This window comes from Streptomyces scopuliridis (assembly GCF_042790125.1).
GTDB classification, from domain to species: Bacteria; Actinomycetota; Actinomycetes; order Streptomycetales; family Streptomycetaceae; genus Streptomyces; species Streptomyces scopuliridis_A.
This window is the reverse complement of sequence record NZ_JBHTZS010000016.1, coordinates 139,220-161,549: the sequence shown is the minus strand read 5'-3', so window position 1 is coordinate 161,549 and position 22,330 is coordinate 139,220. Positions and strand designations below refer to the sequence as shown.

Sequence of the window (22,330 nt, the reverse complement as noted above, 5' to 3'; positions counted from 1 at the left end):
GCGCGGCCCCCGTTCCGTCCCGGTCAGACGCCCGCCGTGTCCCGGTCGCGGGCAGAGGGCTCCGGCCGGGCCGGATCTCCCGTATCCCCTCCGGCGGCCGGCTTCGACTCACCCTCGCTCAGCCCGAACCGTTCATGGAAGCGGCGCAGCGGCCCGGGGGCCCACCACATCGCCCTGCCCGTCAGCTTCATCACCGCGGGCACCAGCAGACTGCGGACCACCATCGCGTCCATGAGTACGGCGAGCGCGATACCGAGCCCCAGCATCTTGGTGTTGGTCACCCGCGAGGTGCCTATGCCCACCATGACCACCGCGAGGATCACGGCCGCCGCGGTGATCAGTCCTCCGGTGCGCCGGAGGCCGAAGGTCACCGCCTGTTCGTGATCACCGCTCCGGTCGTATTCCTCCTTGATCCGGGAGAGCAGGAAGACGCCGTAGTCCATGGAGAGTCCGAAGGCGACACAGAACATCAGGACCGGCAGGGTCGTTTCGATGTCGCCGGTGGCGGTGAAGCCGAGCAGCCCGGAGAGGTTGCCGTCCTGGAAGACCCAGACGACCGCCCCGAACATGGCCGTGAGACTCAGCGCGTTGAGCACCACCGCCTGGACCGGGATCAGCACACTGCCGGTCAGCAGGAAGACCAGCAGCAGGGTCACCACCACGATGATGGCCACCGCCCAGGGCAGTCGGTCGGCTATCGCCTCCTTGGAGTCGACCAGCACGGCGGCGGTGCCGGTCACCGACGTGTCGAACGCGGCCGGTACCGCACGGATGTCCCGGACGAGCTGCTGGGCCTCCTGGCCCACCGCCTCTCCCTCGGCCCGCACCGTGAAGTACCCGTGCTCGCCCTCGGTGACGGGACCGTCGACCCCGAGCGTCCCCGGCAGAGCCTCTATCCGGCTGCGGTAGTCCGCGTATTCGGCGGGTGTGCCGGCGGACCCCACGAAGATCTCCAGGCTCCCGCTGGGGCTGCCGGGGAAGCCGTCCCGTATCTCCTCCTGGACCACCCGGGAGTCGGCGTTAGACGGCAGCTGACGGTAGTCGGCGGTGCCGAACGTGGCCCCCAGGAAGGGCAGTCCGAGCACGATCAGCCCGGCCGCGGTCGCAAGGGCGAAGACCGGCGCCCGGCGCATGACCAGCGCTGCCGTACGCCCCCAGCCGGCCCCCGGCTCGGCGGACTCGCCCGCGGCTCCCGATCCGTCCCGCGTCCCGGACTTCCGCCGCCTCCGGCGCAGCAGCACCCGCAGATCCAGCGCGTTGACCCGGTGGCCCAGCAGCATCAGCGCGGCCGGCAGCAGTATCAGCGCGGCGGCCGCCGCCAGCAGCACCACCGCGATCCCGGCATAGGCGAAGGAGCGCAGGAAGTACTGGGGGAAGACCAGCATGGCGGCCAGCGACACGGCCACGGTGAGCGCGGAGAACAGCACCGTCCGCCCGGCGGTGCGCAGCGTGACACCCACGGCGTCCCGTACCTCGGCGCCCTCGGCCAGCTCCTCACGGAACCGGCGCACGATGAACAGGGCGTAGTCGACGGCCAGTCCGAGCCCCAGGGCCGTCGTGAGGTTCTGTGCGAAGACCGAGACATCGGTGAGCTCGGTGATCCCGCGCAGTACCGCGTTCGTCCCCAGGATGGCGACGATGCCGAGCCCGAGCGGCAGCAGAGCGGCGACCGCGCTGCCGAAGACCATCACCAGCAGCACCAGCGTCACCGGCAGGGCGATCAGCTCGGCCCGCAGCAGATCCTCCTGGATGATCTCCTGCATCTCGTGCTGTACGGCGACGGGTCCGCCGAGCGAGACCTCCAACGGTCCGTGCGCGCCACGGAATTCCGGCGCTATCCGGTCCAGGGCCGCGGCGGCCGTCTTCTCGTCGCCCTCGATCCTCGCCGCGATCAGCGCTTCCCGGCCGTCCTCGGCGCGCAGCGCGGCCGATCCGGTCCCCCAGTAGGAACCGACCCCGGTGATGCCCGGCTCGGCCGCGAGCCGGTCGGTGAGACGCTTGGCCTCCGCGGCCACCGCGGGGTCGTCCACACTCCGGCTCCCGCTGTCGACGAGCAGCAGCAGATTGGGCTGGGAGGCCGGGAACTCCCGCTCCAGCGCCTGGGTCGCGTACGTCGACTCGGCGTCCGGATCGGCCCAGCCACCGCTTCCCATCCGGTCGGCGACGCCGCTCCCGGCGAAGACGGCCAGGGCCGTGATCACCAGCGCGACCAGCAGAGAGAGCCTTGGGCGCGCGGTGACGAACCGGGTCCATCCCCCAAGACTCGGTCCAGTATTGACTTCGGACATGGTGCGGTGTCCCCTTCACCGTGACCCGTGGCATGGGTCAGTGATTGCCATAGAATAGACAAACACGAGTCATCGCTCGCATAAGTCAATATTGCGAGCTGCCACTCGTGTTTGTCAACCGATCCAGGAAAGCCGGGGATTCACATGCCGGAGGCCAAGAACGGCAGCGAGAGCGGGACGGCGAAGCCGCGCCGCCGTCAGGCCCGCGGCGAGCGCCGCATCGCCCAGCTCCTCGAAGCGGCGGCCAACGTCTTCTGCACCACCGGATACTCCGGGGCGAGCACCAACTCCATCGCCCGCGAGGCCGGCGTTTCCCCGGGCACGCTCTACCAGTTCTTCCCGAACAAGGAAGCCATCGCCGTCGAACTGGGCGATCATCTGCTGACGCGCTGGCGCGCCACCTACGGCCAGGCGTTCACCCCCGCCCATCTCGAACTGCCCCTGGACCAGCTGCTGGACGCCGTCCTCGACCCGCTGATCCAGTTCAACTCCGAGAACCCCGCCTTCGGCGTCCTCATGCACGGCCCCGACATCCCCGGCCAGGTCACCCGGGAGCACGACGCCCTGCACTCCTCCATGCTCACCCGGGTCGAGGAAGTCCTCGCCGGCTACCTCCCCGCGACACCGGAGTCCGACATCACCCGGGTCGCGCACACGGCCTTCGCCGTATTCAAGGCGGGCATGGATCTGATCCTCGCCGCGGAGCCCGCCGAGCGGGACGCGTACATCACCGAGCTGAAGACGGTCCTCTTCCGCTATCTGGATCCGCTCGTCGGGGATCACTGAACCGACCCTGGTCGCCGGGACCGGTTCGATTTCATACCCCCTAGGGGTAAAGTCATAGCGACCGGGGAGCCACGCGGCCCACGCGCGCCCCTGGCGCATCACCCATCCCTACGCCAGCCCCGAAGAGGAGAAACGCCATGACCGCCGAGACGAAGAACCAGGTCACGACCGTCTACCAGGTCACCGGCATGACCTGCGGCCACTGCGAGGGGGCCGTCTCCAGCGAGATCTCCGGAATCGAGGGCGTCACGTCCGTGGAGGCCACGGCCGCCACAGGCCGGGTGACCGTCGTTTCCCAGGCCCCGCTGGACGAGGAGGCCGTACGCGCCGCCGTCGACGAGGCCGGTTACGAACTGGCCGGGCAGGCCTGACCGCACGATCGGAGGCAGGGACCCGCCCGCTCCTCCGTTTATGTGGTTAGCACCTTCTATGCGCCTGCGGTCCTTCACATGCACCACAGGACCTTCACAAAGAGATCTAGATCACATAGATTGAGGGGTAACCATTAGGTCGACTCGCGAGTCTAAGAGGACGATGCCAGAGAACGTCTTGGGGGACGTTCGACGGGATCGTGTGGGATGTCTTGGGGGACATCTCATGCACGCGATTGGCCGGGGCACGTGCACCGGGGAGCTTTGAGCGGCCCTCCCGTACGTACCCCGGTCCGACCGCTAGTAGCCGTTGATGGTTACGGCAGACGCCCGGCCCGGATCCCGTGGGGGGAATCCGCTCCGGGGATATGGAAAGCGCCCCGTTCGCCGACCCGTGGGGGGATCGGCGGCGGGGCGCTTTTCGCTGCGTACACCCGGCGTGGACCGGCGTGCGCGGTACGAGCAGGCGCGCCGGGCCCGCGGGGGCCCGGGCGCGGGAAGCGTGGGTCAGCGGGACTCGACCGGGATGAAGTCGCGCAGGACCTCGCCGGTGTAGATCTGGCGCGGACGGCCGATACGGGAGCCGGGCTCCTTGATCATCTCGTGCCACTGGGCGATCCAGCCGGGCAGCCGGCCGAGCGCGAACAGCACGGTGAACATCTCGGTCGGGAAGCCCATGGCCCGGTAGATCAGACCGGTGTAGAAGTCCACGTTCGGGTAGAGCTTCCGCTCGACGAAGTAGTCGTCGGCAAGGGCGTGCTCTTCGAGCTTGAGCGCGATGTCGAGCAGCTCGTCGGACTTGCCGAGAGCCGAGAGGACGTCGTGCGCCGCCGCCTTGATGATCTTCGCCCGGGGGTCGAAGTTCTTGTAGACGCGGTGCCCGAAGCCCATGAGCTTCACGCCGTCTTCCTTGTTCTTCACCTTGCGGATGAAGGAGTCCACGTCGCCGCCGGAGGCCTGGATGCCCTCGAGCATCTCCAGCACCGACTGGTTGGCACCACCGTGCAGCGGGCCCCACAGGGCGCTGATGCCGGCGGAGATCGAGGCGAACATGTTCGCCTGCGAGGAGCCGACCAGCCGCACGGTGGAGGTCGAACAGTTCTGCTCGTGGTCCGCGTGCAGGATCAGCAGCTTGTCGAGGGCGGAGACGACGACCGGGTCCGGCACATACTCCTGCGCCGGGACCGAGAAGGTCATCCGCAGGAAGTTCTCGACGTACCCGAGGTCGTTGCGCGGGTAGACGAAGGGGTGGCCGATCGACTTCTTGTACGCGTACGCCGCGATGGTGGGCAGCTTGGCGAGCAGCCGGATCGTGGAGAGATGACGCTGCTTCTCGTCGAACGGGTTGTGGCTGTCCTGGTAGAACGTGGACAGCGCGCTGACCACGGAGGACAGCATCGCCATCGGGTGGGCGTCGCGCGGGAAACCGTCGTAGAACCGCTTGACGTCCTCGTGGAGCAGCGTGTGCCGGGTGATCTCGTTCTTGAACGAGGCCAGCTGGTCGACCGTCGGCAGCTCGCCGTTGATCAGCAGATACGCCACCTCGACGAAGCTGGAACGCTCCGCCAGCTGCTCGATCGGATAGCCGCGGTAGCGCAGGATGCCCTGTTCGCCGTCGAGATAGGTGATCGCGGACTTGTAGGCGGCGGTATTGCCGTATCCACTGTCCAGCGTCACCAGACCGGTCTGAGAACGGAGCTTCCCGATGTCGAAGCCCGTATCGCCGACGGTGCTGTCGATCACCGGGTAGGTGTACTCGCCGTCGCCGTACCGCAGTACTACCGCGTTGTCGCGTTTCTCGCTCACGTCATCCCTCACCGACGTAGTGCCTCTTCTTCGAGGTGCCCTGACTGTCTCTACCATCCCCCATTTGGCTCAGGAGAGTGCACTCGGGGTCGGCCTTTAGGCCTTTTGGCGGCACTCAGTGCCGCCAACCTGCTCATCCTGCCCCCTTCGCCCCAGTTGTGGGAAGCCGAGGCGCGGAAAGTCCCGTCAGCCGGTGCGAGAGGGCGGTAAAGCGTCTGCCCGCGGAGACCGTCCGCACCGCCTGTCCTATGGCCTTGCGTGAGCCGACCAGCACGACGAGTTTCTTGGCGCGGGTGACCGCCGTGTAGAGCAGATTCCGCTGGAGCATCATCCAGGCACCGGTAGTGACCGGAATGACCACGGCCGGGTACTCACTGCCCTGGGAGCGGTGGATCGTCACCGCGTACGCGTGCGCCAGCTCGTCCAGCTCGTCGAAGTCGTACGGCACCTCCTCGTCCTCGTCCGTCAGCACCGTCAGCCGCTGGTCGTCCATGTTCAGTGCGGTGACGACGCCGACCGTGCCGTTGAAGACGCCGTTCTCGCCCTTCTCGTAGTTGTTGCGGATCTGGGTGACCTTGTCACCGACGCGGAAGACCCGGCCGCCGAGCCGCTTCTCCGGAAGATCGGGCCTGGCGGGGGTGATGGCCTGCTGGAGGAGTGCGTTCAGCGCGCCCGCGCCGGCCGGGCCGCGGTGCATCGGCGCCAGCACCTGCACATCGCGCCGCGGGTCGAGACCGAATTTGGCGGGAATCCGATGGGCCGCCACCTCGACGGTCAGCCGGCCCGCGTCCTCCGTCTCCTCCTCGACGAAGTGGAAGAAGTCGATGAGGCCCTGGGTGATGGGCGGTACCCCGGAGTTGATGCGGTGGGCGTTGGTGACCACCCCCGACTGCTGGGCCTGCCGGAAGATCCGGGTGAGCCGGACCCGCGGCACGGGGCCGCTTTCGGCCAGCAGATCGCGCAGCACCTCGCCGGCCCCGACCGAGGGAAGCTGGTCCACATCCCCGACGAGCAGCAGATGCGCGCCCGGCGCCACCGCCTTGACCAGCTTGTTGGCCAGCAGCAGATCGAGCATCGACGCCTCGTCGACCACCACCAGGTCGGCGTCCAGCGGGCGGTCCCGGTCGTACGCCGCGTCCCCGCCCGGCTTGAGCTCCAGCAGCCGGTGCACGGTGGACGCCTCGGCCCCCGTCAGCTCGGCGAGCCGCTTGGCCGCCCGCCCGGTGGGCGCCGCCAGCACCACCTTGGCCTTCTTGGCCCGCGCCAGCTCCACGATCGAGCGGACCGTGAAGGACTTGCCGCAGCCGGGACCGCCGGTCAGAACGGCCACCTTCTCGGTGAGGGCGAGCCGGACCGCCTGCTGCTGCTCGGGGGCCAGCTCGGCACCCGTACGCCCCGCCAGCCAGGTCAGCGCCCGGTCCCAGACCACGTCCTGGAAGGCCGGCATCCGGTCCTCCCCGGTGCGCAGCAGCCGCAGCAACTGGGCGGAGAGGGACAGCTCCGCGCGGTGGAAGGGGACCAGATAGACCGCGGTGACCTCCTCCTCGCCGCCGTCCGGCCCCGGCACCCTCTCCCGTACGACCCCCTCGTCCTCAGCGGCCAGCTCGGCGAGGCATTCGATGACCAGGCCGGTGTCGACCTGGAGCAGCTTCACCGCGTCCGCGATGAGCCGCTCCTCCGGCAGGAAGCAGTGGCCCTGGTCGGTGGACTGGGACAGGGCGTACTGGAGCCCGGCCTTGACCCGCTCCGGGCTGTCGTGCGGGATCCCGACGGCCTGGGCGATCCGGTCGGCGGTGAGGAAGCCGATCCCCCAGACATCGGCCGCCAGGCGGTACGGCTCGTTCTTGACGACGGAGATCGAGGCGTCCGCGTACTTCTTGTAGATGCGGACGGCGATGGAGGTGGAGACGCCCACCCCCTGGAGGAAGACCATGACCTCCTTGATGGCCTTCTGCTCCTCCCAGGCGGCGGCGATCCGCTTCGTCCGCTTGGGGCCGAGGCCGGGGACTTCCACGAGCCTCTTGGGCTGCTGCTCGATGATGTCGAGCGTGTCCAGGCCGAAGTGCTCGACGATCCTGTCGGCGAAGACGGGGCCGATGCCCTTGATCAGGCCGGAGCCGAGATAGCGGCGGATGCCCTGGATCGTGGCCGGCAGGATCGTGGTGTAGTTCTCCACCGTGAACTGCTTGCCGTACTGGGGATGCGAGCCCCAGCGGCCCTCCATCCGCAGTGACTCACCGGGCTGCGCGCCGAGCAACGAGCCGACCACGGTGAGGAGATCGCCGCCGCGGCCGGTGTCGACGCGGGCGACGGTATAGCCGTTCTCCTCATTGGCGTACGTGATCCGCTCAAGGACGGCTTCGAGCACAGCGGAATTGGACATGATCCGACGCTACCGTCAGGCTCCGACATCATGGCCGACCTGTGGACAACTGCCCCTGTGGACAACTACTGGGGGCCCGGTCCACCGGACCGGGCCCCACGCGCTCCCCCCTCGACAGGGCCTTCCCGATCCCCCCGGATCCCACCCCCGAAAGCCCTGTTGACGTATACGACTCACGTCACCCCGGAAGGGTTGCGCGGTTCCTCTGAGTAATTTTCCGGACCCGCGGCCACGCGTCCGCGGATGACGAGAGCGAGCAGCGCGGCCATCGCGCAGAACGCGCCCGAGGCAACCCAGACCGGGTCGTACGTCCCGAACGTGTCCCGTATGGCGCCGCCGAGACCGGCCATCAGTCCGGCGCCCAACTGGTGGGCCGCGTTGACCCAGCCGAAGACGATCGCGCTGTCCGCGCCGTAGAACTCCCGGCAGAGCGCGATCACCGGCGGGACGGTCGCCACGTCGAGCAGCCCGAAGAGCACCGCGAACAGCACCAGGGGCACCCCCGGGGTGGCGGTCATCAGCATCGGCAGCAGGACGAGTGAGATGCCGCGCAGTACGAAACAGCCCGCGAGGAGCCGCCTGGGGTCGTACCGGTCGGTCAGCCAGCCGGAGCCGATGGTGCCCGCCACATTGCAGACGCCGATCAGCGCGAGCAGCGAGGAGGCGGTGGTCGCGGCCATGCCGTGGTCGTGGGCGGCCGGGGTGAAGTGGCTCCACATGATGCCGTTGGTGGAGGCGCCGCAGACCGCGAAGACGCCGGCGAGCAGCCAGAACGGCCCCGTACGCGCGGTGCCGAGCAGCACCCGTACGGTCCGCCGGGCGGCGCCGGGCGCCGGAGCGGGGCGCGGCACGAACTCCGCGCCGCCGTACGGCTTCAGCCCGCAGTCCGCCGGATGGTCCCGCAGCAGCAGCCGGACCAGCGGCAGCAGGACGAGCGCGGCGAGCGCCACCGACACCAGGGCCGGGCGCCAGCCCTGCCGTTCGGTGAGCCAGGAGAGCACCGGCAGGAAGACGAACTGGCCGAAGACCCCGGCGGCGGTGAGGATGCCGGTGACCAGACCGCGTCCGTGGACGAACCACCGCTGGGTGACGGTCGCCGCGAACGTCATCGCCATGGCGCCGCTGCCGAGGCCGACCAACAGCCCCCAGAAAAGGGTGAACTGCCAGGGCGCGGTCATCACGGTGGTCAGCAGGGCGCCCATGGCGACGACGGCCAGCGCGGCGAGTGCGGTACGGCGGATCCCGAAGCGGTCCATGAGCGCGGCGGCGAAGGGGGCGGTCAGTCCGTACAGCACCATGTTGACCGAGACCGCGACTCCGATCGTGCCGCGCGACCAGCCGAAGGCGCTGTGGAGCGGGGTGACCAGCACGCCGGACAGGGTGGTGAAGGCGCCGGCCACCACGATCGTCAGAGCCGCGGCGAGGGCGACCCACCAGGCGCGGTGCACGCGCGGGCGGCGTCCGGGTGTCTTCGCTGATCGCGGTGTTTCCGGTGATCGCGCTGTCCGTTGGGCCATTCCTCGACCCTGCGGCAACCGGTCCGGCCGATCGAGTTGCCCGATGGCCAGGACGGGAAAGGTTCGGGCCATGGCTGCCTTTGTCGCTTCCGACCCCCACCGAATCGCCGTGCTCGTCCGGCCCGGTCTGCTCCAGATGGAGCTGGGCATCGTCCACCAGCTCTTCGGCCAGGCCGTCTCGGCCGCGGGCGATCCGCTCTATACCGTGCTGACCTGCACGCTCGCGCCGGGAGCGGTACGGACGGACGGCGATGTCACGGTCAATGTGGCGCACGGCCCCGAACTGCTGGCCGAGGCGGACACGGTGATCGTCCCGACCTCGGACGAGGACTACACCCCGGTGGACGGCCGGCTGAGCCCGCCACTCGCCGCCGCGCTGGCCCGGATCCGCCCCGGTACGCGGATCGCCTCCATCTGTACGGGCTCGTTCGTCCTGGCCGCCGCCGGGCTGCTCAAGGGGCGGCGCGCGACCACGCACTGGAAGTCCTGTGACCGGTTCCGTGAGCTGCATCCGGACGTACGTCTCGATCCCGATGTCCTCTATACCGAGGACGGGGACGTGCTCACCTCGGCGGGCGTCGCCTCGGGCATCGATCTCTGTCTGCATATGATCCGCGCCGACCACGGCGTCGCGGTCGCCAACGCGGTGGCCCGTACGACAGTCGTACCACCCCATCGTGACGGCGGCCAGGCCCAGTACATCCGCCGTCCGGTCCCCGAGGCGACGGGCTCCTCCACGGGCGCGGCCAGGGCATGGGCGCTGGATCATCTCGAACGCCCGCTGCCTCTGCGGGAGCTGGCCGCGCTGGAATCGATGAGCGTACGGACGTTTACGCGCCGCTTCCGTGAGGAGGTCGGGCTCTCCCCCGCGCGGTGGCTGACCCTTCAGCGCGTCGAGCGGGCAAGGCAGTTGCTGGAGGAGAGCGACCTCCCCGTCGACCGGGTGGCGGCCAACGCGGGCTTCGGTACGGCGGTCTCGCTGCGGCACCACCTCCTGGAGGCGACAGGAGTGACGCCGACCGCGTACCGGAGGACGTTCCGCGGTCCCCACGGAACGCCTCTATGGAGCGCGCCGTGAAAAACGCGTCCATAGCGGCTGTAGCCGCTAAAGAGCGTGCTGTACGTACCGTCCGATGACCTCGGTGAGCAGTTCCACGCCGTCCCGCGCCCACAGTTCGTCGTTGAACAGCTCCACCTCGATCGGGCCGGTATAGCCCGCCGCGTCGACCCGTTCCCGCCAGGCACGCATATCGACGGCGCCGTCCCCGATCTGACCACGGCCGTTCAGCACCCCGGCCGGCAGCGGCGTCGTCCAGTCGGCCAGCTGGAAGGTGAAGATGCGCGACCCCGCGCGGGCGACGGCCGCGGGAGCCCGGTCGTCCCACCAGATGTGGTACGTGTCGACCGCCACCCCCACCCGGTCGGCGGGGAAGCGTTCTGCCAGGTCGAGAGCCTGGTCGAGGGTGGAGACCACACAGCGGTCGGCCGCGAACATCGGGTGCAGCGGCTCAATGGCGAGCCGCACCCCGCGCTCCGCCGCGTACGGCGCCAGTTCGCCCAGGGCGTCGGCGATGCGTTCGCGCGCCCCCGGCAGATCCCGGTTTCCCTCCGGGAGCCCGCCGGAGACCAGGACGAGGGTGTCCGTGCCCAGCGCCGCCGCCTCGTCGATCGCCGCGCGGTTGTCGGCCAGCGCCTCCGCCCGCCGGCCGGGGTCGACGGCGGTGAGGAACCCGCCGCGGCAGAGCGTGGTGACCGCGAGGCCGGCGTCCCGTACGAGCTTGGCGGTGGCCTCGGTCCCGTATGCCCGGACGGGCTCGCGCCACAGCCCGATCCCTGGCACACCAAGGCGTACACACGCCTCGGTCAGTTCGGGCAGGGAGAGCTGTTTCACCGTCATCTGGTTGATGCTGAAGCGCTTCAGCTCCGCCATGGGCCGCTCGGTCACTGGTCCACTCCGTACACGCTGAGCAGGGATGTCATCCGGGCCTCCGCCACCGCCGGATCGGGGAACAGACCCAGCCCGTCGGCCAGTTCGTACGCCCGCGCCAGGTGGGGCAGCGAGCGGGCCGACTGGAGGCCGCCGACCATCGTGAAATGGTCCTGGTGTCCGGCCAGCCAGGCGAGGAACACCACGCCGGTCTTGTAGAAGCGGGTCGGCGGCTGGAAGAGATGCCGGGACAGCTCGACGGTGGGATCGAGGAGTTCCCGGAAACCCTTCGTGTCGCCGGTGTCCAGGACGCGTACGGCTGCCGCGGCGAGCGGCCCCAGAGGATCGAAGATCCCGAGCAGCGCGTGGCTGAAGCCCCGCTCGTCACCCGCGATCAGCTCGGGGTAGTTGAAGTCGTCGCCCGTGTAGCAGCGCACTCCCTTGGGCAGGCGGCGGCGCAGTTCGATCTCGCGCCGGGCGTCCAGCAGGGAGATCTTGATCCCGTCGACCTTGTCCGGGTGCTCGGCGATGACCTGGAGGAACGTCCCGGTGGCGGCGTCGAGGTCCGTGCTGCCCCAGTACCCCTCCAGTGCGGGGTCGAACATCGGGCCGAGCCAGTGCAGCACGACCGGCTCCGACGCCTGCCGCAGGAGATGGGCGTAGACGGCCAGGTAGTCGTCGGGGCTCTTGGCGGTCGCGGCGAGGGCCCGGGAGGCCATCAGGATGGCCTGTGAGCCGGTCTCCTCGACGAGCGCCAACTGCTCCTCGTAGGCGGCCCGGACTCCGTCCAGGGAGCCGCCCGCCGCCGGGGTCAGCTGATCGGTGCCCACACCGCACGCGATCCGGCCGCCCACCGCCTTCGCCTCGGCGGCGGAGCGGCGGATCAGCTCGGCCGCGCCCGCCCAGTCCAGACCCATGCCGCGCTGGGCGGTGTCCATGGCCTCGGCGACGCCGAGGCCGTGCGACCAGAGATGGCGCCGGAAGGCGAGGGTGGCGTCCCAGTCGACGACGGCGGGCGCGTCGGGGCTGATATCGGCGAACGGGTCGGCCACGACATGGGCCGCGGAGAAGACCGTACGGGAGGCGAGGGGCACCCCGCCCGCGACGAGGCGGGCGGGCTCGGAGCGAGGCGTGTACCTCCGCGATCCGCCGCCGGGGGAAGGCAGTCGGAGGGTCACAGCGACAGCTCCGGTACGTCGAAGCGGCGGCCCTCGGCCGAGGACCGCAGCCCCAGCTCGGCGAGTTGCACACCGCGCGCGCCCGCGAGCAGATCCCAGTGGTACGCCTCGCCGAGCGCCACATGGCGCAGGAACAGCTCCCACTGTGCCTTGAAACCGTTGTCGAACTGGGCGTTGTCCGGCACTTCCTGCCACTGGTCGCGGAAGGACTCGGTGGCGGGCAGATCGGGGTTCCAGACGGGCTTGGGGGTGGCGCTGCGGTGCTGGACGCGGCAGCGGCGCAGGCCCGCGACGGCCGATCCGTGTGTGCCGTCGACCTGGAACTCGACCAGCTCGTCGCGGTTGACCCGGACCGTCCAGGAGGAGTTGATCTGGGCGACCGCGCCGCCGTCCAGCTCGAAGATGCCGTAGGCGGCGTCGTCGGCGCTCGCGGCATACGGCTTGCCCTGCTCGTCCCAGCGCTGCGCGATGTGTGTGGTGATGTGCGCCTGGACGGTGGTGACCCGGCCGAACAGTTCGTGCAGGACGTACTCCCAGTGCGGGAACATGTCCACGGTGATACCGCCGCCGTCCTCGGCGCGGTAGTTCCAGGAGGGGCGCTGGGCGTTCTGCCAGTCGCCCTCGAAGACCCAGTACCCGAACTCTCCCCGGACGGAGAGGATCTCGCCGAAGAAGCCGCCGTCGATGAGGCGCTTCAGCTTGAGCAGACCCGGCAGGAAGATCTTGTCCTGGACGACGCCGTGCCTGATCCCGGCGTCACGGGCCAGCCGGGCCAGTTCGAGGGCGCCGTCGAGATCGGCCGCGGTCGGCTTCTCGGTGTAGATGTGCTTGCCGGCGGCGATCGCCTTCTTGATGGCCTCGACCCGGGCGGAGGTGACCTGGGCGTCGAAGTAGATGTCGATCGTGTCGTCCGCGAGGACGGCGTCGAGATCGGTGGACCATTCGGTGAGGCCGTGCCGTTCGGCGATCTCCCTGAGGGCGTGTTCGCGGCGGCCGACGAGTACGGGCTCGGGCCACAGCGCCTCGCCACCCCCGAGGTCCAGTCCGCCCTGCTCGCGGATCGCGAGGATGGAGCGGAGCAGATGCTGCCGGTATCCCATCCGCCCCGTGACGCCGTTCATGGCGATCCGCACTGTCCTGCGTGTCACGAAGGTCCCTCCATATTGCCGTAGCAAGCGCTTTCTATTGGGTAAGAAGCTAGCCTGCGACAGCGAACCGGACAAGAGCCCGGCTCGGATCCCGCACCATCCCGCACCGATCTCGCCGAACGCACCTCGATCACCCTCGTCCCCCTCGGAGGTAAGCGATGACAGTCACCCTGGCCGATGTGGCGGCGCGCGCCCGGGTGTCGCCCGCCACCGTCTCCCGCGTACTGAACGGCAACTACCCGGTCGCCGCCGCCACCCGGGAGCGCGTGCTGCGCGCGGTGGACGATCTGGATTACGTGCTCAACGGGCCCGCGAGCTCGCTGGCCGCCGCCACCTCGGATCTGGTCGGCATCCTCGTCAACGACATCGCGGACCCGTTCTTCGGGATCATGGCGGGCGCGGCGCAGACCGAGATCGGCGGTCAGGAGGGCACCGGCCGGGCGGGCGGCGAGAAGCTCGCCGTCGTCTGCAACACGGGCGGCTCGCCCGAGCGCGAACTCACCTATCTGACCCTGCTCCAGCGCCAGCGCGCCGCGGCCGTCATCCTCACCGGCGGAGCGCTCGAAGACCCGGGCCATATCGCGGCGATGACCACGAAGCTGGCGAAACTCGCGGACGCGGGGACCCGGGTGGTGCTGTGCGGACGCCCGCCGCTGCCGGGCAGCGACGCGATCGTGGCTTCGCTGGCCTTCGACAACCGGGGCGGCGGGCGACGGCTGACGGAGCATCTGCTCACGCTGGGACACCGGAAGATCGGCTATGTCGCGGGCCCGCTGGAACGGACGACGACCCGGCACCGGCTGGAGGGGCACCTGGCCGCCCTGGCGGCGGGGCTGGGGGATCCGGCGTCGGGCAAGGGGCGGGGCAAGGGATCCGGCGAGGGGCGGCCGGGGCAGGAGGAGCTGGTCGTGCACGGCCCCTACAGCCGCCGGTCGGGATACGAGGCGACGCTTGAGCTGCTGCGCCGCGCGCCGGATCTGACGGCCGTGGTCGCCGCCAACGACACAGTGGCGCTGGGCGCGTGCGCGGCGGTACGCGACCAGGGGCTGCGCATCCCGGAGGACGTCTCGGTCGCGGGCTTCGACGATCTGCCGTTCTCGGTCGACGCGACGCCCGCGCTGACGACGGTGCGGCTGCCGCTGTACGAGGCGGGGGCGCGCGCGGGCCGGCTGGCGATGGGCACGGAGACACCGCCGCCGGGCGGGATCGCCACGATCACGGCCGAGTTGATGGCACGGGCGTCGACGGCGCCACCACGGCCGACGCGCTGACGGGCGGGGAGGCGGGTGGCGAGCTGACGCCAATGTGCGGAGGGGGCCTTGTCGAGCCTCGACGGACCGGCGTAGCGTTGACTCAGTCAAAGAAAAGGCTCGGGGGTGGATCATGGCCGTTCAGGAAATCCGCGCGTTCAACCGCTTCTATACGAATCTGATCGGGGCGCTCGACTACAGCAAGCACCTCTACACCCCGTACACGCTCACGGAGTCGCGGGTGCTGTACGAGCTGGCTCACGCGCCGCGCACCGACGCCGCCGATCTGCGGGTCGAGCTGTCGCTCGACGCCGGCTATCTGAGCAGGCTGCTGACCAAGTTCGAGAAGGACGGGCTGGTCGGCCGCGCGCCGTCCGAGCGGGACTCCCGGCGGCAGCGGATAACGCTCACACCGCAGGGGCGCGAGGCCGCGGCGCTGCTCGACGAGAGGTCACGGGAAGCGGTGGGCTCGCTGCTGGCCCGGGTCGAGCCGGAGCAGCGGCCCAGGCTCGCGGACGCGATGCGGACCGTACAGGACATCCTCGGCGCCGACCGCCGGGCGTCGCCCCACCACGACGGGCCGGTCCTGCGCGATCCGATGCCCGGTGAGCTGGGCTGGATCGTGCAGCGCCATGGTGCCGCGTACGCCGCGGAGTACGGCTGGAACACCGAGTTCGAGGGCCTTGTCGCCCGGATCGTCGCGGACTTCGCGGCGGACCACGATTCCCGGCTGGAGCGGGTCTGGATCGCCGAGCTGGACGGCGTCCCGGTGGGGTCCGTGATGTGCGTACGGGACGACGCACCGGAGGTACGGGACGAGACACCCGTCACGGCGCGGCTGCGGCTGCTCCTGGTCGAGCCGGGAGCTCGGGGACACGGCCTCGGGAAGAGGCTGGTCGGGACGGTGGTGGATTTCGCGCGCGAGGCCGGATATCAGGAACTGACGCTGTGGACCAATGACGTCCTCGCCGCCGCCCGCACCCTCTACCAGCACGCCGGATTCACGCTGGTCTCCGAGACCCCGCACCACTCGTACGGAGCGGATCTGGTCGGCCAGGACTGGCGGCTCCCTCTCGGGACAGGAGACACCTCAAGCCAGGAAGGAATACCACTGTGAAATTCGCCTTCTCCACCCTTGGAGTACCGGGCCTGCCCATCCCCGACGTCCTCGCGCTCGCCGCCCGGACCGGCTACCAGGGGGTGGAGCTGCGTGCCCACCCGGAGGAGCCGGTCCACCCGGGCATCGGGCCACGCGAACGGGCGGCGGTGGTCGAGGAGTTCCAGCGTGCCGGAATCGAGATCCTGACCGTCGCCGGGTACGTACGGGTGGCGAAGGCCGACGCCGACGAGGAGCGGCTGCGCCAGGAGCTGGACGAACTGCTGTGGCTGGCACGGGATCTGGGCGCCTCGTTCATCCGTGTCTTCCCGGGCGGCGACCGGCCCGCGGCCGAGGCCGACGCGACGGCCGCGCGACGGCTGGGCGCGGCGGCCGAACTGGCGGCGGACTTCGGCGTACGGATCCTGCTGGAGACGCATGACTCGCACCGCACGGGTACGGACGCGGCCAGGGTGCTGGGGCCGGTGGGGCACAAGCACGTGGGGGCGCTGTGGGATGTGATGCACACCTGGCTGGGCGGCGAGGCGCCGGCCACCACGCACGCGGCGCTCGCTCCGTACCTGGGCTATGCGCAGGTGAAGGACATCGCCTCGGCGGAGGACACGACGCCGCTCGCGCTGGGGACGGGGGTGCTTCCCCTGGGCGAGTGCCTGGCACTGCTCGATGACGACGGCTGGGTGTGCTGGGAGTACGAGAAGCGGTGGTATCCGCAGGCGGAGGAGCTGCCGGGGCTGCTCGCCGCGGGGCGGGAGCATCTGGAGGGACTGATCGCGGCGAGCCGCCACGGCTGAGGAAGCCCCGGGTGAGACGTAGACGGAAGCGGAGGTGGAGGGGGCAGGAGTCAGGGACGTCGGGACGTCCGAGGCATCAGGGCCGTGTCGGCGAGGACTCTGGTATCAGGGGCCCGGTGGGGGTGTTGGCGACCGGGGCAGGGCGAGCGGGAATCGGCGCCACGGACACCCGCACCGGTCCGGCGGAGGCGGACGCGGCGGGTATCGGCTCGGCGGAGACCGGCCCATCGGGAAGCGGCTCAGTGGGGAGCGGCTCGGCGGGAGCCGGCTCAGTGGGGAGCGGGGGCGTGGGGCCTCCGGTGCGGGAGAGTGACGTGAGGGCCACTCCCCCGACCAGCAGCGCCGCCGCGCACCAGCGCAGAGGGCTCACGGACTCGCTCAGCAGCAGCGCGGCCGAGGACATCCCGAAGACCGGGACGAGCAGTGAGAAGGGCGCCACGGACGAGGCGGGGTAGCGGCGCAGCAGGAAGCCCCAGGCGCCGAAGCCGAAGACGGTCGTGACCCAGGCGACATAGAGAAGGACCGCGATGCCGGTCCCGTCCAGGGCGCGCAGGGCGGCCAGGTCGGCGTCCGCGCCTTCGAAGAACAGTGAGAGACCGAGCAGCGGCAGCACGGGGACGACCGACACCCACACCATGAAGTTCAGGGCGTCCGGCGGGGACGCCTTGCGGGTGAGCACGTTGGAGACACCCCAGCAGGCCGCGGCGGCGATGACCAGCGTGAAGGCGAGCAGCGGGCCCGAGGTTCCCTCGTCGACCGCCGCGACCGCGATACCGGCCAGCGCGACGGCCATGCCCAGCAGCCGTACGCGGCCGGGCCGTTCGCCGAGGGCGACCGCCGCGAACAGGGCCGTGAAGACAGCCTGGATCTGGAGGACGAGAGACGAGAGACCGGCCGGCATGCCCTGGTCCATGCCGACGAAGAGCAGACCGAACTTGGCCACACCCAGCATCAGTCCGACCCCGATCACCCACTTCCAGGCGACCTTCGGCCGGCCCACGAAGAAGACCGCGGGCAGCGCCGCCGCCAGAAAGCGCAGTGCGGAGAAGAGCAGCGGCGGGAAGTGGCCGAGACCGACCTCGATGACGACGAAGTTCACTCCCCAGACGGCGGTGACGAGAACGGCGAGAGCGATATGAGTGGTGCGCATGCACAGAGGATCACCGGACCGGACTATGTAGCACCAGCGCGAATTTCTTCATGGTGGAATTCAGCGTTGCTTATGATTCTCCGAGAAAGGGGGCAGCGATGCTCGATCTGGCCAGGCTGCGGGCGCTGCACGCCGTCTCCGTCCACGGCTCCGTCGCGGCGGCGGCCGCCGCTCTCGGCTATACGCCCTCGGCCGTGTCGCAGCAGATCACCAAGTTGGAGCGGGAGACCCGTACGACTCTGCTGGAGCGGCGCGGACGCGGCGTGGCGCTCACCGACGAGGCGCGCCATCTCGCCTCCACCGCCGAGGAGTTGCTCGCGATAGTAGAGCGCGCCGAGACCACCTTGGAGGAGCGCAGGGGGCAGCCGACCGGGCAGCTCGTCGTCGGGGCGTTCGCCTCCTCGGCCCGCGGCCTGCTCCCCGGCGTCCTGGCGGAGCTGGCCGTACGGCACCCCACCCTCGATATCCGGCTGCGGGAGATCGATCCGCATCTCTCCATCGATCTGGTGGCCCGCGGCGCGATCGATCTGGCGGTCGCCCACGACTGGGACATCGCGCCGCTTCCCGCCCCCGAGGGGGTGGAGCAGGCGGTCATCGGGGACGACCTGTGCGATGTGCTCGTGCCGGTGGCGCATCCGCTGGCGGCGCGGCCGTCCGTACGGCGGGAGGATCTGTCACGGCAGCGCTGGATCTGCCAGCCGCCCGGGACGGTCTGCCATGACTGGCTGGTGCGTACGCTGCGCGCGGCCGGGTGCGAGCCGGATCTCGCGCACCAGGCCGAGGAGAACCACACCCAGCTCGCGCTGGTGGCGGCGGGGCTCGGTATCGCCATGATTCCGCGTCTGGGGCGCGGGCCGCTGCCCGAGGGGGTACGCGCGATCGCGCTCGACCCGGTACCGATACGCAGGCTGTACGCGCTCTGGCGGACGGGCGCGGCCAGGCGTCCGGCGGTCACGGCGACCGTGGAGACGCTGCGCCGGCACTGGCCGGCGGTCGCCGCCGGCTGAGCCGGCCGTCCGAGCCGTCGTGGCGCGCGGGCGCTTTCCGTGGCGCGTCCCTTGACTGGAAGTTACTTTCCGGATATCCGTAAATCTTGGAAGTTTCCTTCACTTCCCTCGCAGCGCACGGCCGGAAGGAGCACCAGTGCACGACCGGACCATCTCCAGACGCGCCCTCCTCACCGCAACCGCCGTAGCGGCGGCGGCCGTTACCACCGCCACCGTCCCCGCAGCCGCAGTCGTTCCCCCGCCTCACGAGCGAGCCCCCGACCGGCTCCCCCTCGACCGCCACGACCCCCGCGACCGCCTCCGCCTGCTCATCAGCCGTATGAGCCTGGAGGAGAAGGTCGGTCAGCTCTTCGTCATGCGGGTGTACGGCCACTCCGCCACCGCGCCCGACCAGGCCGATATCGACTCCAACCTCGCCGAGATCGGCGTTCGCACGGCCGCCGAGCTGATCTCCACGTACCACGTCGGCGGCATCATCTACTTCGCCTGGGCGCACAACACCCGGGATCCGCAGCAGATCGCCGGTCTCTCCAACGGCATCCAGAAGGCGGGCCTGGCCCAGCGCGTCCCCCTGCCCCTGCTCATCGCCACCGATCAGGAGCACGGCATCGTCGCCCGGGTCGGCAAGCCCGCCACGCTGCTGCCGGGCGCGATGGCGCTCGGCGCGTCCCGTTCGCCCTCCGACGCCCGCGAGGCGGCCCGGATCGCGGGCGGCGAGCTGGCCGCCATGGGCATCAACCAGAACTACGCGCCCGACGCGGACGTCAACGTCAACCCGGCCAATCCCGTTATCGGCGTACGGTCCTTCGGCGCCGACCCGGAGGCCGTGGCCGGGATGGTCACCGCGCAGGTCAAGGGGTATCAGAGCGCCGGAATCGCCACCGCCGCCAAGCACTTCCCCGGTCATGGCGACACCAAGGACGACAGCCACTACGCGCTGCCCACCATCCACCACACCCGCGAACAGTGGACGGAGCTGGACGCGCCGCCGTTCCGGGCCGCGATCGCGGCCGGTGTCACCTCGATCATGACCGCGCACATCGTCGTCCCCGCCCTCGACCCGAGCGAGGACCCGGCGACCCTCTCGCACCCCATCCTCACCGGCGTCCTGCGCGAACAGCTCGGCTACGACGGCGTGGTGATCACGGACGCGCTCGGGATGGCGGGCGTACGGCAGAAGTACGGCGACGACCGCGTGCCCGTCCTCGCGCTGAAGGCGGGCGTCGACCAGCTGCTCAATCCGCCGGACCTCCGGGTGGCGTGGAACGCGGTCCTGACCGCGGTCAAGGACGGGGAGCTCAGCGAGCGGCGCGTCGAGGAGTCGGTCCTGCGCATCCTCGAACTGAAGGAGCGGCTGGGGCTGTTCCGCGGTGATCCCTATGTCTCGCCCCGGGATGTGGACCGTGAGGTCGGCACCCGGGCGCATCTCGCCGCGGCCGACCGGATCGCCGACGGCACCACCACCCTGCTCGTCAACGAGCGCGGACTGCTGCCCCTGAGCCGCCGCCGGGAGAGGAATCTGCTGGTCGTGGGCGCCGATCCGGCCTCGCCCTCCGGGACGACGGGTCCGCCGACCACCGTGCTGGCCACCGCCCTGACCGAACTGGGCTTCACGGCCACGGCGTTGTCCACCGGTACGGCGCCCACCGCGGCGCGCATCGAGGAGGCGGTGGGGGCGGCACGGGGCAAGGACGCGGTGGTCGTGGCCACGTACAACGTGTCGGCCACCAGCACACAGCGCACGCTGGTCAGCGCGCTGGCCGCGAGCGGCGTGCCCGTCATCACGGTCGCCATCCGCAATCCGTACGACATCGCGCGGCTGACCGGTGTCACCGCGTCCCTCGCCGCGTACTCGTGGACCGATGTCGAACTGCGGGCCGCGGCACGGGTGATCGCGGGCCGGGCGCGGCCCAAGGGCCGGCTGCCGGTGCCGGTGCAGCGCGCCGACGATCCGGCGCGGGTGCTGTATCCCATCGGCCATGGACTGGGCTACTGACGGCCACCGAAGACGACGAGCACCGAAGTCGACGAGCACCGAAGACAGCGACATGCCCGCCGTTCACCAGGCCTGATGGCAGTGGCCCGGTGAACGGCGGGCGCCTCGAAGAGCCGATGGGCTACGGCCTCAAGGTCTGCTGCCGCTCCACCTTCTGACGGTCGAGCTTGGAGTCGAACGGAGCCAGCGGCTTCGCCTTCGACTCGTCCTGCTGCACGGCGGCCGGAGCGACGCCCGCCCAGGCCAGGATCCGGGCCGTGGCCTTCGCCTGCTGGTCCGGGACCAGACCCGCGACATTGGCGCCGTGGTTGGCGCCCGGCGCGACATACACATAGCTGTCACGCGCGCCGCGGCCGAGGCGGAACGGCTCCGCGCCCCACGGGTCGTTCTCGCCGTACACGAACAGCATCTGGTTCGCGTTGTTGCGGACCCAGTTGTCGACATCCGGCATCGTCAGCGGGTTGAACTTCATGGGGATGTCGCGCGGCACGAAGTTCCGCGGCGGCTGGTATCCGTACCGGCTCAGATTGCCCAGGTGCGGCTGCTTGATGTCGGGCGAGCCCAGCTGGGTGCCGGCCTGGTAGTAGTACGGCGTGTAGGTCGTCAGACCCTGGTCCGTGTAGGCGGAGAAGCCGGAGATCGCGTCGACGGTGTCGTAGATCTCCTGGTCGGAGACGGTGGCCGCCGGGATCGAGTCGCAGTCGGAGAGCAGGCTGTACTGCCAGAAGCCCCAGACGAAGTCGAGCACGGTGGCCTCGTAGGCCTTGTCGAGCGTGCCGATCGTGTTGAACGTGGCGCCGTTGGCGTCCGCCCACTCCTTGAACTTCTCCTCCAGCGGCTCACGCCGGACCAGCGCCTCGCGCTGCACGGCGTTGAGCTTGTCGCGGCACTCCTTCGTGCCGACGCGCTGGAAGAACCGGTCGTACGCGGAGTCCTCGTTGTTCCACACGTCGTTGGGCGCGACGTACGCGACGACACCGTCCATGTCGCGCGGGTAGAAGCGCTCGAAGTACGTGGCGGTCATACCGCCCTTGGAACCGCCCGTGGAGAGCCAGTTCTTGGGGTAGATCTTCTTCAGCGCGGTGAAGATCCGGTGCTGGTCACTGGCCGCCTGCCAGATGTCCAGCTTCGACCAGTCGGCCGGCTGCGGGCGCGACGGGGTGAAGAAGCGGTACTCCATCGAGACCTGGTTGCCGTCGATGATCCGGGTCGGCTCACTGCGGCTGGGGTTGGTGGAGACGTTGTAGCCGCTGGTGAAGAAGACCGTGGGCCGGTTGGTGTCCTTGTGCAGCAGGGTGATGCGCTGCTGGAACGTGCCCTTGGACGGCTTCCGGTGGTCCACCGGCTGCGTGTAGTTGAGGACGAAGTAGCGGTAACCCTCGTACGGCTTCTCCTGGATCAGGCTCATCCCCGGGATCGCGAGGATTCGGTCCTTGATGTCAGTGGTGTCGGAGGCGGTCTGTTGACCCGCACTCCGATCGGCGGCGGTGGCCGCGCCGGCTGTGGCCACCGTGCCTATGACCAGCACGAGCGACAACACCCATCTCAGCGCCTTGCGCATTCACACTCCCTGTGTTCATGACAGACGCCGTGAACCTAGCCCGGTCACCGCCCG

General features: G+C 70.0%; 17 protein-coding genes. 8 read left to right on the top strand and 9 right to left on the bottom strand.

Going from position 1 to position 22,330, the window contains the following annotated elements:
* Positions 1 to 23: 23 nt before the first annotated feature.
* Positions 24 to 2,288 carry an MMPL family transporter gene (locus ACFRKB_RS24300; RefSeq protein WP_383108497.1) on the bottom strand — a complete coding sequence of 755 codons (2,265 nt, stop codon included), beginning with the start codon at positions 2,286 to 2,288 and terminating at the stop codon, positions 24 to 26.
* A gap of 144 nt (positions 2,289 to 2,432) precedes the next feature.
* Here ACFRKB_RS24300 and ACFRKB_RS24295 point away from each other — a divergent pair, with 144 nt between their 5' ends.
* The gene (locus ACFRKB_RS24295) at positions 2,433 to 3,074 is read left to right on the top strand and encodes a TetR family transcriptional regulator (RefSeq protein ID WP_383108495.1); all 642 of its coding nucleotides are present in this window, start codon (positions 2,433 to 2,435) and stop codon (positions 3,072 to 3,074) included.
* Positions 3,075 to 3,211: 137 nt separating this feature from the next.
* The gene (locus ACFRKB_RS24290) at positions 3,212 to 3,445 is read left to right on the top strand and encodes a heavy-metal-associated domain-containing protein (protein WP_365912546.1); all 234 of its coding nucleotides are present in this window, start codon (positions 3,212 to 3,214) and stop codon (positions 3,443 to 3,445) included.
* A 507-nt stretch (positions 3,446 to 3,952) separates the two neighbouring features.
* On the opposite strand, the gene ACFRKB_RS24285 is transcribed toward ACFRKB_RS24290, so the two are convergent.
* From ACFRKB_RS24285 to ACFRKB_RS24275, 3 genes are all read right to left on the bottom strand, one after another.
* Positions 3,953 to 5,251: a citrate synthase gene (locus ACFRKB_RS24285; protein WP_365972609.1), complete on the bottom strand. Its 1,299-nt coding sequence runs from the start codon at positions 5,249 to 5,251 to the stop codon at positions 3,953 to 3,955.
* Positions 5,252 to 5,384: 133 nt separating this feature from the next.
* Positions 5,385 to 7,634 carry an SF1B family DNA helicase RecD2 gene (gene recD2, locus ACFRKB_RS24280; protein ID WP_383108494.1) on the bottom strand — a complete coding sequence of 750 codons (2,250 nt, stop codon included), beginning with the start codon at positions 7,632 to 7,634 and terminating at the stop codon, positions 5,385 to 5,387.
* Between the two features lie 173 nt (positions 7,635 to 7,807).
* The gene (locus ACFRKB_RS24275) at positions 7,808 to 9,151 is read right to left on the bottom strand and encodes an MFS transporter (RefSeq protein ID WP_383108493.1); all 1,344 of its coding nucleotides are present in this window, start codon (positions 9,149 to 9,151) and stop codon (positions 7,808 to 7,810) included.
* Positions 9,152 to 9,221: 70 nt separating this feature from the next.
* On the opposite strand from ACFRKB_RS24275, the gene ACFRKB_RS24270 reads away from it, so the two are divergent.
* Positions 9,222 to 10,229 carry a GlxA family transcriptional regulator gene (locus ACFRKB_RS24270; RefSeq protein ID WP_383108491.1) on the top strand — a complete coding sequence of 336 codons (1,008 nt, stop codon included), beginning with the start codon at positions 9,222 to 9,224 and terminating at the stop codon, positions 10,227 to 10,229.
* A gap of 27 nt (positions 10,230 to 10,256) precedes the next feature.
* Here the strand turns inward: ACFRKB_RS24270 and ACFRKB_RS24265 are convergent, their stop codons facing one another.
* The 3 genes from ACFRKB_RS24265 to ACFRKB_RS24255 are packed head-to-tail and all read right to left on the bottom strand — an operon-like array spanning position 10,257 to position 13,404.
* Positions 10,257 to 11,081: a sugar phosphate isomerase/epimerase family protein gene (locus tag ACFRKB_RS24265; protein WP_383108526.1), complete on the bottom strand. Its 825-nt coding sequence runs from the start codon at positions 11,079 to 11,081 to the stop codon at positions 10,257 to 10,259.
* An 11-nt stretch (positions 11,082 to 11,092) separates the two neighbouring features.
* On the bottom strand, positions 11,093 to 12,256 hold the full coding sequence (locus tag ACFRKB_RS24260) for a dihydrodipicolinate synthase family protein (RefSeq protein ID WP_383108490.1): 1,164 nt from the start codon (positions 12,254 to 12,256) through the stop codon (positions 11,093 to 11,095).
* On the bottom strand, positions 12,253 to 13,404 hold the full coding sequence (locus tag ACFRKB_RS24255) for a Gfo/Idh/MocA family protein (RefSeq protein WP_383108489.1): 1,152 nt from the start codon (positions 13,402 to 13,404) through the stop codon (positions 12,253 to 12,255). Before ACFRKB_RS24255 ends, ACFRKB_RS24260 begins: the two co-directional genes overlap by 4 nt.
* A 158-nt stretch (positions 13,405 to 13,562) precedes the next feature.
* Between ACFRKB_RS24255 and ACFRKB_RS24250 the strand changes: the two genes are divergently transcribed.
* The 3 genes from ACFRKB_RS24250 (at position 13,563) to ACFRKB_RS24240 (ending at position 16,562) form a co-directional block, all read left to right on the top strand.
* On the top strand, positions 13,563 to 14,675 hold the full coding sequence (locus tag ACFRKB_RS24250) for a LacI family DNA-binding transcriptional regulator (RefSeq protein ID WP_383108488.1): 1,113 nt from the start codon (positions 13,563 to 13,565) through the stop codon (positions 14,673 to 14,675).
* A 112-nt stretch (positions 14,676 to 14,787) separates the two neighbouring features.
* Positions 14,788 to 15,771, top strand: coding sequence for a bifunctional helix-turn-helix transcriptional regulator/GNAT family N-acetyltransferase (locus ACFRKB_RS24245; protein ID WP_383108487.1), 984 nt, complete (start codon positions 14,788 to 14,790; stop codon positions 15,769 to 15,771).
* Positions 15,768 to 16,562, top strand: coding sequence for a sugar phosphate isomerase/epimerase family protein (locus tag ACFRKB_RS24240; protein WP_383108486.1), 795 nt, complete (start codon positions 15,768 to 15,770; stop codon positions 16,560 to 16,562). The genes ACFRKB_RS24245 and ACFRKB_RS24240 overlap by 4 nt, the downstream gene beginning before the upstream one ends.
* A gap of 76 nt (positions 16,563 to 16,638) precedes the next feature.
* On the opposite strand, the gene ACFRKB_RS24235 is transcribed toward ACFRKB_RS24240, so the two are convergent.
* Entirely contained in the window at positions 16,639 to 17,712 is a 1,074-nt protein-coding gene (locus ACFRKB_RS24235) for an EamA family transporter (protein WP_383108485.1), read from the bottom strand.
* A 98-nt stretch (positions 17,713 to 17,810) separates the two neighbouring features.
* Here ACFRKB_RS24235 and ACFRKB_RS24230 point away from each other — a divergent pair, with 98 nt between their 5' ends.
* Both ACFRKB_RS24230 and ACFRKB_RS24225 read left to right on the top strand, forming a co-directional pair.
* Entirely contained in the window at positions 17,811 to 18,719 is a 909-nt protein-coding gene (locus ACFRKB_RS24230; protein WP_383108484.1) for a LysR family transcriptional regulator, read from the top strand.
* Between the two features lie 136 nt (positions 18,720 to 18,855).
* Entirely contained in the window at positions 18,856 to 20,715 is a 1,860-nt protein-coding gene (locus ACFRKB_RS24225; RefSeq protein ID WP_383108483.1) for a glycoside hydrolase family 3 protein, read from the top strand.
* Between the two features lie 121 nt (positions 20,716 to 20,836).
* Here ACFRKB_RS24225 and ACFRKB_RS24220 read toward each other — a convergent pair whose 3' ends face one another.
* Positions 20,837 to 22,276: a S28 family serine protease gene (locus tag ACFRKB_RS24220; protein ID WP_383108482.1), complete on the bottom strand. Its 1,440-nt coding sequence runs from the start codon at positions 22,274 to 22,276 to the stop codon at positions 20,837 to 20,839.
* Positions 22,277 to 22,330: the final 54 nt, after the last annotated feature.

What these genes read in the sequence shown, in the direction of transcription:
- ACFRKB_RS24300 (WP_383108497.1), bottom strand. Translation starts at nt 2,288, where the DNA reads ATGTCCGAAGTCAATACTGGACCGAGTCTTGGGGGATGGACCCGGTTC.
- ACFRKB_RS24270 (WP_383108491.1), top strand. Translation starts at nt 9,222, where the DNA reads ATGGCTGCCTTTGTCGCTTCCGACCCCCACCGAATCGCCGTGCTCGTC.
- recD2 (WP_383108494.1), bottom strand. Translation starts at nt 7,634, where the DNA reads ATGTCCAATTCCGCTGTGCTCGAAGCCGTCCTTGAGCGGATCACGTAC.
- ACFRKB_RS24230 (WP_383108484.1), top strand. Translation starts at nt 17,811, where the DNA reads ATGCTCGATCTGGCCAGGCTGCGGGCGCTGCACGCCGTCTCCGTCCAC.
- ACFRKB_RS24265 (WP_383108526.1), bottom strand. Translation starts at nt 11,081, where the DNA reads ATGGCGGAGCTGAAGCGCTTCAGCATCAACCAGATGACGGTGAAACAG.
- ACFRKB_RS24250 (WP_383108488.1), top strand. Translation starts at nt 13,563, where the DNA reads ATGACAGTCACCCTGGCCGATGTGGCGGCGCGCGCCCGGGTGTCGCCC.
- ACFRKB_RS24290 (WP_365912546.1), top strand. Translation starts at nt 3,212, where the DNA reads ATGACCGCCGAGACGAAGAACCAGGTCACGACCGTCTACCAGGTCACC.
- ACFRKB_RS24295 (WP_383108495.1), top strand. Translation starts at nt 2,433, where the DNA reads ATGCCGGAGGCCAAGAACGGCAGCGAGAGCGGGACGGCGAAGCCGCGC.
- ACFRKB_RS24220 (WP_383108482.1), bottom strand. Translation starts at nt 22,276, where the DNA reads ATGCGCAAGGCGCTGAGATGGGTGTTGTCGCTCGTGCTGGTCATAGGC.
- ACFRKB_RS24235 (WP_383108485.1), bottom strand. Translation starts at nt 17,712, where the DNA reads ATGCGCACCACTCATATCGCTCTCGCCGTTCTCGTCACCGCCGTCTGG.
- ACFRKB_RS24245 (WP_383108487.1), top strand. Translation starts at nt 14,788, where the DNA reads ATGGCCGTTCAGGAAATCCGCGCGTTCAACCGCTTCTATACGAATCTG.
- ACFRKB_RS24275 (WP_383108493.1), bottom strand. Translation starts at nt 9,151, where the DNA reads ATGGCCCAACGGACAGCGCGATCACCGGAAACACCGCGATCAGCGAAG.